The organism is Microcoleus sp. BM001215392 (genome assembly GCF_036700185.1).
Lineage (GTDB): Bacteria > Cyanobacteriota > Cyanobacteriia > Cyanobacteriales > Microcoleaceae > Microcoleus.
The window spans coordinates 1-9,693 of sequence record NZ_JAUBOJ010000305.1 but is presented as its reverse complement, the minus strand read 5'-3'; the positions used below and the strand labels follow the sequence as shown (position 1 = coordinate 9,693).

General features: G+C 46.5%; 8 protein-coding genes. 3 read left to right on the top strand and 5 right to left on the bottom strand.

Annotated features, from left to right (window positions below):
- Positions 1 to 265: 265 nt before the first annotated feature.
- Positions 266 to 469 (bottom strand): cytochrome b6f subunit PetP, encoded by a 204-nt coding sequence (petP, locus tag QT974_RS25510; RefSeq protein ID WP_333471206.1) that lies wholly within the window; start codon positions 467 to 469, stop codon positions 266 to 268.
- 18 nt (positions 470 to 487) lie between these two features.
- On the bottom strand, positions 488 to 715 hold the full coding sequence (locus tag QT974_RS25505) for a hypothetical protein (RefSeq protein WP_333471205.1): 228 nt from the start codon (positions 713 to 715) through the stop codon (positions 488 to 490).
- Positions 716 to 1,111: 396 nt separating this feature from the next.
- On the opposite strand from QT974_RS25505, the gene QT974_RS25500 reads away from it, so the two are divergent.
- Together QT974_RS25500 and QT974_RS25495 are read left to right on the top strand one after the other, a co-directional pair.
- Complete coding sequence (locus QT974_RS25500; RefSeq protein ID WP_333471204.1) at positions 1,112 to 2,248, top strand: FecR family protein; 1,137 nt, start codon at positions 1,112 to 1,114, stop codon at positions 2,246 to 2,248.
- A gap of 163 nt (positions 2,249 to 2,411) precedes the next feature.
- On the top strand, positions 2,412 to 4,226 hold the full coding sequence (locus QT974_RS25495) for a CHASE2 domain-containing protein (RefSeq protein ID WP_333471203.1): 1,815 nt from the start codon (positions 2,412 to 2,414) through the stop codon (positions 4,224 to 4,226).
- A gap of 165 nt (positions 4,227 to 4,391) precedes the next feature.
- Here QT974_RS25495 and glsA read toward each other — a convergent pair whose 3' ends face one another.
- On the bottom strand, positions 4,392 to 5,315 hold the full coding sequence (gene glsA / locus QT974_RS25490; protein WP_333471202.1) for a glutaminase A: 924 nt from the start codon (positions 5,313 to 5,315) through the stop codon (positions 4,392 to 4,394).
- A gap of 681 nt (positions 5,316 to 5,996) precedes the next feature.
- Between glsA and QT974_RS25485 the strand changes: the two genes are divergently transcribed.
- A complete protein-coding gene (locus tag QT974_RS25485; protein WP_333471201.1) occupies positions 5,997 to 6,338 on the top strand; it encodes a hypothetical protein in 342 nt (113 codons plus the stop codon).
- Here the strand turns inward: QT974_RS25485 and QT974_RS25480 are convergent.
- On the bottom strand, positions 6,335 to 7,324 hold the full coding sequence (locus tag QT974_RS25480; protein ID WP_333471200.1) for a YdcF family protein: 990 nt from the start codon (positions 7,322 to 7,324) through the stop codon (positions 6,335 to 6,337). The genes QT974_RS25485 and QT974_RS25480 overlap by 4 nt on opposite strands.
- 513 nt (positions 7,325 to 7,837) lie before the next feature.
- Complete coding sequence (pap, locus tag QT974_RS25475; protein WP_333471199.1) at positions 7,838 to 9,325, bottom strand: polyphosphate:AMP phosphotransferase; 1,488 nt, start codon at positions 9,323 to 9,325, stop codon at positions 7,838 to 7,840.
- Positions 9,326 to 9,693: the final 368 nt, after the last annotated feature.

Genomic DNA, 9,693 nt, shown 5'->3' with positions numbered 1-9,693 from the left:
TAGATCTCTTGCAAAAGTCGAAATGTATATGTAGGGGCGTAGCATTTGGGCGAAATTTTATCGGTTAAACCTAAGATTTTATGTCCAAATGCTACGCCCTTCTACGATTTTTGCACTCTTGTCTACTGGTTAGTGGGCTGTGGGCTGTGGGCTGTAGGTAGTTGTTCTTTCTGATTCCTGATGTCTGAGTTGTTAGCTGCTACCAATAACAACTGACAACTGACAACTAACAACTGCCCACTCCCCACTGCCGAACTGCCTTCTACTAAACGGCTTCTAGCTCATCTTCAAAGAACCAAGTCGCAAAACCAACGTCAAACTTGACAATCACGCCTACTCCGCTGCCATCAACCATTCTGAATCCGTCAACAGTGCCTACTGGATTTTCCTTTATCTTGCCCACCATATTTGCAGGTATCCGATCTCTGAGACGGCGCACCTTAACTCTCTGACCTACTTCTATTGCCACTGAAATTGTTCTCCTGCTCTACATAACATATATACAAGGGTTCATTTTACAGTTTGGCGGTCTCGATCGAGCAGCAACACCACCGGGCCCGATCGCCCACCATGATTTTCCAGCGAAATTTCGATCGAATTTCCCTAAAAGACGGTATTCTAGTCGGAGTTGCTCGATCTTTGCCCCCTTGTCGATCGACTCAGCCAGCGTTGGTTCTACAGGCACAAGCTCGACTCCCAAACCCACCCGCATCACTTATATAATTATTTTTTATCACTTCCCAAAGGGAATCTTTTTATTAATTGCCACAACTACATGATTTATTGCCAATTATTCATCCTTCCGGCCGAAGCCAAAAGAGCTTCACGAGCAGTAACTAATTTTATGTTTGCTATATATAAATATTCGCTCTCTTTTATTGAGAGCGGCTAAATCTACTGTTGCGCAAGACTCTTGGTCGGGAGAACTCCAAAAACCGCAGATATAATCAGACGAAAATGCCTCGTTGTAACAGTTTACTAAAATATGACAACAAAAAGAAGATTTAATGCTAAGCTTTGCTGCTGAGAAAGTTTATTTTTGCTGCTGTTTTATGGCAAAAAAAATGGAACGCTTGCCGGATTGAAGGAGTCTAATAAAGGAAATGAAGTCTTGGAACTTCAACATGACAAAATAGAAATTATGAATAAAATTTTTACGTGCTGGCGATCGACCAAAATTCCCCTTCTGGGCTTATCCTTAGCTGTGCTGGCAACTCTTCCAGCATGGAGCTCTACGATCGACAGTCCGCTGTCTCCATCCCCCAAACAGCAGTCAAACCCTACTAAAGTTATCTCAGTCGATCGACTCCCAGCACCACCAACAGGCTCAAAGTCTCCAAAATTTCCGGTAATCGCGGCAGCCAATCCATCCCCAACCAAGACAATAAACGCTCAAGGAACAGCGACAAGCCGATCGCTCGAAATTCAACAAATTCGCGGTACAGTCACCTTGAAAGGACGGCCCGCCGTCGTGGGCGATCGACTCCTCGCCCCCGGAGACGAAATCATCACCGGCCCCGATTCCACAGCCCGTTTGGCGATCGAGAACAACACCGGCATCGTCGAAGTTTCCGAACAAACCGCAGTCAGAATATCCGATTTGTCAAGCACTTCAGGCGAAAAAGACACAGCGATTTTTGTCAGCAGGGGGCGAGTCAGATTGTCGATCGGCAAAACTGCTGCGCCCACAGCCTCCGCCAAAACCTCAGCAATTATCCTACCCAAGCAAATTGCCGCCTTAAATACATTCAGCGGACTTGCCGAAACCAGTCAAATAGCCCAACAAAAAAAATCTCCCAGAACCGCCCCAGTCAGAGTTGAAACCCCCGAAGGTGTTGCCGGAGTCAGGGGTACATCCTTTGGCGTCAGCGTCGGCCCAGACGGCAAAACCGCAGTCGAAACCATTGAAGGTTCAGTCGGAGTATCTGGCAAAAACGACTCCGAAGTAGTTGTCAACCGCGGTAACGCCACGGAAATTTTCCCTCAAACTCCCCCCGCACCGCCATCAGCCAGCCCTCGCTTAGCCGAACTCAAAGTCCGCAGTTTGTCCAGACTCGGTGGGAATATCTATCGCTTCAGCGGTCAAATTAACCCGATCGACATAATTTATGTCAACAACGAAGCGATTAAGATCGATCGACAGGGAAAATTCAAAATCCAAGGAATTTTACCAGCCAGCCGCCGCCTCAAAATTGTAGTGCGAGGATCGTCAGTCAGAGAAAGGCATTACAACCTCGCAGTTCCCTAAACAACTTTCAACCAATTTTTTTTGGTAATTTTAACTGGCTTGTCTTCAACCCGATATTAAGCGGGTTTTGTTTATATAAACCTGGTTAAAACCGCCAGGTCTTCTAATCTGAAACACCTCAAACATCTGGATCGCATATCAATTATTGCGTCAAACTAATTGAATGAAGTTCAAACAATTTAGCGAGTATCTCAAACAAAATCAAATCATTGGCATTCGGCAATATCTCAGCACAAATCCTCCCTGGCTGACAGGCGCAGCAGCCGGAATTCTGTCTGTCGCCATGCTGCACTTGGGAATCTGGAAACCCCAGGAATATTTGGCATACAAAACCCTATTTCAAATTCGAGAATCGGGAATTTTACCAAATCCGGGATGGGATGACAGAATTGCCGTAATTGCGATCGAACCGCAAAGCTTGCAGGAATACGGTATGTTTCCTTGGCCCCGCAATCGCTACACCGAACTGCTATCAGCCCTGAAAAAATCTCCCCCCACAGCAGTTGGTTTCGACATTCTTTTCCTCGATCCGAGTCCCAAAGATAAAATGTTAGCCGGTGCGATCGCCAGCAACGGCAAAATTGTACTTTCAACAACCACCAAAGAACAACCAGTAGCATCTTTAAAAGCAGCCGCCGCAGGTATCGGACATATAATGCACGAACCCAACAGCGACGGCATTAGTCGCGATTCAAAAATATTTATCGACTCCATTCCTAACTTAGGTTTAGCAATGACTCAAAGGTACAACGCTGCTAACCCACAAAATCCTGTATTACTGCCGCAGCCACAAAATATACAGGAACAAACAGTCTGGATTAACTGGCCAGGGAAAGCACAAAATCTACAAACCTATGCTTTTGTGGATGTTGTAGAAGGTAGAATTCCTGAAAAAGCTTTAGCTAATAAATTAGTTTTAGTCGGCCTAGTCGCTACGGGTTTTGACCAGATATCTACACCTCTCAACAAGACTACTGCTGGGGTTTATTTATATGCAGCTTTGGTTGACAATTTGCTCAATCAGCGCTTACTAAAGCGACTGCCCGTAGTGCTAGAATTTTTGTTATTGTTCGGGATTGGCCCGCTGACAACTTCGGTTTTGTGCAACCGAGGTGTTAAAGCAAGAATTGCGATCGCCCTTGGTTTACCTGTAATTTGGGTTACGGCTGCTGCTGTATTATTTGGCTACTATTTTTGGTGGCTTCCGGTTGCGGCACCCATCGGCACTCTAATTTTATCTGGTACTGCTTTACAAGTGCGGGAACAGTACGAAAAACAACAATTAATGAAATTATTTGAAAAACACGTCGCCCCCGAAACTGCTCAGCTTATTTGGGCACGCAAAGCAGAGATATTTGAACAAGGAGAACTCGAACCGCAAGAACTTACAGCAACTGTGTTGTTTATGGATATTCGCAGTTTTACTTCAATCTCGGAAAAAATGCCAGCCCGGGATTTGCTCAACTGGCTCAACAATTATTTGGAAGCAATGACCGACTGTATTATGGATCACGGCGGCGTTGTTGATAAATACATCGGCGATGCAATTATGGCAGTTTTTGGTGTGCCTTTTTGCCACACAGAATATGCAGAAATTCAACAAGATGCTTTGAATGCTGTGGCGGCTTGCATCGCCATGCACGAACGGTTACACAAAATCAACGAGCAGCTTAGAATTGAATCCAAACCTTTAATTAAGTTTGGGATCGGTTTGCATACTGGACAGTTAGTTGCTGGTACTGTTGGCGGTTCCCGGCGCTTGAATTATTCTGTAATCGGCGATGCTGTGAATGTTGCAGCTAGATTGGAGGCGATGAATAAGGAAATTGTGTCTGATAGTCCTTTTAATTTGTTGGTGACGGCGAGGACTTTTGCTTATGTGCGCGATCGCTACGAAGGCCAAAAAGTAGGAGCGATTCAATTGCGCGGCAAAAAAGAAGAAACTGTGGTTTATGCTATTTTGGGCGAAAAGCATTAGTCAGTTGACAGTTGACAGTTGACAGTTGACAGTTGTCAGTTGTCAGTTGTCATTTGTTATTTGTCATTGGTTATTTGTTATTTGTTAGTTGCCATGCCCCATGCCCCATGCCCCATGCCCCATGCCCCATGCCCTATGCCCTATGCCCCATGCCCCATGCCCAATTCAATCAAATACACTCAGCCGCAGAGATTTAGCTATTTGTTCCAATAAAAACAAACCGCCGACAGAATTTCCCTGTTTATTCAAAGGCGGACTGTAAGATGCGATCGCCCCTTCGCCCGGAATTACCGACAACAAAACACCACTCACACCCGACTTAGCCGGCAATCCCACCCGCAGCGCAAACCGGGCTGATGCTTCATACAAACCGCAAGTAGCCATCACAGCTTTGACAGCGCGGCAGTGTTGGGCGATCGCTTCACCACCATTTACCAACACCATTCCCAGCTTCGCCAAATCCTCCACAGTTCCCGCCAAACAGCAGACACGATTGTAGGTTTCTAACGCAATTTCGGAGTTTTGCAGATAACCCGATTCTACCATTGCTAAGGCAAGATCCCAATTTTTTTGATTCGGCATTGAATTCACCGAATCGAGCATTAACTCGTCAACAAATAACTGACTTTTTGCCTGTTGGTTGAGCCAATTTCGCAGGTTTTGACAGCGTTCAACCGCATTTTGACCGGGGAGTAGAGACGCTAGGGCGATCGCCCCGCTATTAATCATCGGATTTCTCGGCTTCCCTTTATCCCTTTCGAGCTGAGTCAGGGAATTGAAAGGAAGTTCCGAAGGCTCGCAGCCCACGCAGTCAAAAACTGCTTTTTCGCCCAATTCGCACAGCAAATAAAGCAAGACGAAAGGTTTGACTGCGCTCATCAGCGGGAATGTGGTAACAATGCTGCCCCAGCTCAAAATTTGACCGTCAATTGCCCGAATTTGCACGGCAAACCCTTGTCTGTCGGCTTTGGCAAGGAGAGGTACGTATGTGGGGATTTGACCTAATTTACTGCGATCGATTGCCTCTGTTGCCCAAGCTGCCAGTTGTTCTGGTTCCAGGGAAGATAGTTTGCTGGTGGATGTTTTCACTGTCGATTATTTAGGTAGGCGCAAATAAACTGGTGCGGTGTCACAGAATATGTGTTGCGATCGTAACTGCCAGCGAAAGATCGGTTTCACTGGCTTCGGACATACTTAAGCATTTTCAAGCTTCACCTACATTTAGATCGTTTGGGATTTGAGATTGGCAGTCGCGACGGGCTTTTGCTCCCAACTTCATAAAAAGAATGCAACTGTAGGCAAGTTCTAAACCTTTATGCAGTAAGTTAGTCCCCATCAAAAATTAAAAATCAAAAAGTGAAAATTGTAGGAGTCCGAAACCTGTTTCTTAAAATCATTGCGCCACTTCAGCTCCTGCGAGAAACTCGGTTTGTTACATGACAAAAACAAAGCTCAGCTTTAAGAGTATTGACGTTTTCGGCTGCGTGGAGATAATAAATTTATTGAGAGTTTTTGATAAAAATCTGTAATTTGCATAAAAATCTCCCTTTCACCTAGATAGATAAGTAGCAGCTTCGAGGCAGGGCTGCTACCCAAAACCAACAAGCACTAGCTTGAAATGCCTTCAACTTCTGATTTTCAATCCCCAATCAGGGGCGGGGTGCATATTTAATTTAATTTTTTCAGAGCTCGCGCAATCCTTTCCGGAAAACCCCCGAACCTCTGAGAATCTACTATCCAATCGGATCTACTCAAACCCAGGATAAAAAAATGGCAGACGAACCGAAAACAGATGCACCAAAACCCGCTCCAATGATTTTTAAGGGAGTGTGCAAGGAGGGAGTTCTCAAGGGCAAAGAAATTGAAGGCAAATTAGATATCAAAGTCAACGTTGAATCAGTCACAACGCCAGCACCAACTCCAACAAAATCTAAGTGGGAGGAGCCTATATTTTGGGTGTTGTTTTTATTAACAGCAAACTTTGCCGTCGGCGATCCCGCCGGAATGAGAAAATACAGCCCCCCACAAAGGTCACATTCTCATGAGATGTTAAACCAATCTGGGGAGCAGTCGGTGTTGCCTCAGAAAAACACCACCAACTTGCCGCTTTAGGCTCTGGGAGCCTGCCAGCCACGCAAATAGTAATAAATAGACCCGAAATATTCATCGAATACTCGTGTCGTAATTACCAGAGCTTCTGCTGTGGGCAGGAATTCTGCCGCATCTAAGCGCAGTCGGGTTTTCCCTCCTGAGACAGGCTGGTAAGTGTAGAAGTCCGTAGCTCTAGGAATTACCTGGATTCCCATATTCGCAAAAGCGAGGCTGGCACGCCGCATCTGAATTGCAGATGTTACCAGGATTACTTTGCGCCCAACGCCGCGGCTGTCGAGGATCTTTCTCACTTCCTCGGCGCTGCTGCGTATGTTGTGGCCGTTATCGTCGAGAACGATACTGTTAGACGGCACGCCCATGTTACTTGCCAGCAAAGTTTTGATATCTTTAGCTTCGCCAGTATAATTCTGTAAATCTGCTCTGGGCCCAGCACTAACAATCACCAAAGGTGCTAGTTCTTTTTTGTACAAAACAGCAGCATAGGGCAAGCGATTGCCTGTGTCTGTCAGTTGAATCGCTTCTCGGTTGGCATTGTGATTGTTAGTCGTTCCCTTGCCCAGCAGGACGATCGCCGCGGCTGTTTCGTCGCAGCAAACTGTGGTGCGTGCAGCCGCATCCCGTTCTGCTTGATCGGCGAACCAGTAAGCCACCACTGGCATACTCGACAGGATCAAAACTAGCAGGGCTGCCAAGATCATTCTCGGCGCCGGATTGCGGATGCCCCCGTTGGTGATCAGCGCCGATGCAATCACCAGCAGCGTGATCGAAAAACCCAGTGGCTTAAAGAAGAAAGCTATCAAGCCGAAAATCGCTGCTCCGACTGGCGTGTCTGGAGCGAAAAAAGCCAGGAATAAAAGGCTGATCAGCAACAAAACGCGCAGCCGATCTATTAAAGGATTGTCTTTGCCTCCCGATTGATCCCACCACGATTTGATCAGTGAGAAGAGGAGGAATAGAAATAGAATGCGAGCGAATAGTTCAGGCATCTTGCAATATTCTGTGTCTTCATAAATTAGTACGGAATTGTGGAAGCGAGCGCGAATTTAGCTGCGGTAGGCAATGTCGGCATCGGTTGGGTTGTTAACTTTTGCCGATCGCGTAGTCCGATCGCATTTCTCCTCATGCTCGATTCCGGTCAGCTATCAACTATTGGTTACAGGCAATCGAGCCCGCTACTTCCAGTCAGTCGATTTGAGATTTGAGACTTCGGCTAACGCTCAGTCGAATGATTTTAGATTGATTCCACAGATAAATCTGGGAGCTTAAACTGCGATCTAAAATTTTAGGATCTCCACACTCATAGCCTCGGGGGGTTGTACCCGTTTTGGGGCGGGTCACAGATTTCTGACAGATAATTGGTAATCGATAGTTGGTAATGGTCGATCGGTAATTGATAATGGATGGAGCCGACGGCAGGTGAAATTGACTTGGCAATTCAAGCCTGCTTTGTGCTGCCTGTATTTTTCCCCATTACCTGTTACCCATTCACCAATCCCAATTTATCGGCGTTTCAGTTGATTCCGAATTGCCTGCGTTACCGTTTGAATTACTTTAACACGAGCATAATACTTGTTATCGGCCGCAATTATAGTCCAGGGAGCAGCCGGCGTGCTGGTGCGCTGAACCATTTGATTCACCGCCACTTCATAATAATTCCACTTTTGGCGATTCCGCCAATCTTCAGCAGTGAGTTTGTATTGTTTAAATGGATTGTTTTCTCGCTCTGTAAACCGCTTTAGTTGCTCGTCAGGACTGATGTGCAGCCAGAATTTAACTACGACACAACCGAAACTGGTGAGTTGCTCCTCAAATTCGTTAATTTCCTGGTAAGCTCGGCGCCATTCGGGTTCAGCCGCAAATCCTTCCACTCGTTCGACCAGCACTCTACCATACCAACTGCGATCGCAAATGCTGATTTTACCAGCAGTCGGCAACCGCCGCCAGAAACGCCAGAGGTAGTGGTGAGCTTTTTCTTCATCTGTGGGGGCCGCAAAGGCGTTGACGGTGTAACTGCGGGGGTCTAGGATATCCGTCAAGCGTTTGATCGCGCCTCCTTTGCCGGCGGCATCCCAACCTTCAAACAGCACTAACACGGGGATTTCATCTTCATCGATGCTTTGTTGTAGTTTGCCAAAACTGGTTTGTGCTGCGCGAAGTTCCTGTTTGTATTCGTCTGGCGACAGCGATTGCGTTAAATCTACTTGGGCGAGCAAATCGGGTTCGGTAGGTGACAAGCTTTCTTGAGGTGGCAATTTCAGTGGTGTAGATTGCGTCGGGAGTCTCTCTAGGGCTTCTGTAATTGTCGCTGCCATTTGCGTTAAAACTTTGACTCTCGCCCAGCGCTGACAGTCCCCTTCTACTAGCGTCCAAGGTGCCGGGCCCGTGCCGGTTTGAGTTACCATTTCTTCGGCCAAAGTTGTGTATTCTTGGTATTTTTTGGCTTGTTTCCAGTCTTCGGGCCGCACTCGCCAAGCTTGCAAGCTGTCGTCTTCTAGTTTTTTAAGCCTGTGCTTGAGTTCTTTTTTGCTCAGGTGAATCCAAAATTTGGCGATCGCCGCCCCGTCATCTACCATCTGCCGCTCGAAGGCGTTGATTTGCCTGATGACTGTCGGTACTTCGGCGTCAGAAACTCTATCGAACAATCGGTCTTCTAAAACATGAGTGTACCAACTGTGATAAAAAAAGCCAATCCGCCCTCGCGCCGGCAGTTTCTGCCAAAACCGCCACAGGAAAGGATAGCCCATTTCTGCCTCTGACGGCGGCCAAATCGGGTGGACGGCAAACCCCCGCGGGTCCATGTACCCCACCATTTTTTTGACCAGGGCGCCTTTCCCCGCGGCCGCCCAGCCTTCGAGTACGATGATTGCGGGCAGTTTTTTTTCCCAACAAGCCTGTTGGAGCGATCGCAACTGCTGCATTAAAACTTCAATTTTTGCCTCATAGGTTTCTTTATCCAAGGAAATATCTAAATCGAGGTTGTCGAGCATATTGACCTCATGCAAATCGAAGAAAGCAGTTTAACGTTAGTTTAACGTTAGGATAAAATTAAATCTTCAAGTGCCGCAAAAAGTTATAAAAACTACACTTACGGTCGGTTAAAAGCGAGCTGCTTCTCTAGCCCCATTCAGGCGATCGTTAATACAAACAAAAATCTCCTCACCTCAAACTTGCCAAAAAAAACCTGAGCAGTTATAGTTGAAATAGGGAACTTTTTAATAAGTTCAACTTCTCCCCTCCCCCGATCGGGCGAGCAAACAGGAGCAGCAACAAAGGGTGCATCTCACTTTTGAAGAGGGCGAAGAAGAGGGCGAAGCATGACCGCATATAAGTTATTAGTTATAATCTCATATTGACG

Excerpts from the sequence above, each read along its gene's own strand:
- QT974_RS25495 (WP_333471203.1), top strand. The coding sequence starts at position 2,412 with ATGAAGTTCAAACAATTTAGCGAGTATCTCAAACAAAATCAAATCATT.
- QT974_RS25485 (WP_333471201.1), top strand. The coding sequence starts at position 5,997 with ATGGCAGACGAACCGAAAACAGATGCACCAAAACCCGCTCCAATGATT.
- QT974_RS25480 (WP_333471200.1), bottom strand. The coding sequence starts at position 7,324 with ATGCCTGAACTATTCGCTCGCATTCTATTTCTATTCCTCCTCTTCTCA.
- pap (WP_333471199.1), bottom strand. The coding sequence starts at position 9,325 with ATGCTCGACAACCTCGATTTAGATATTTCCTTGGATAAAGAAACCTAT.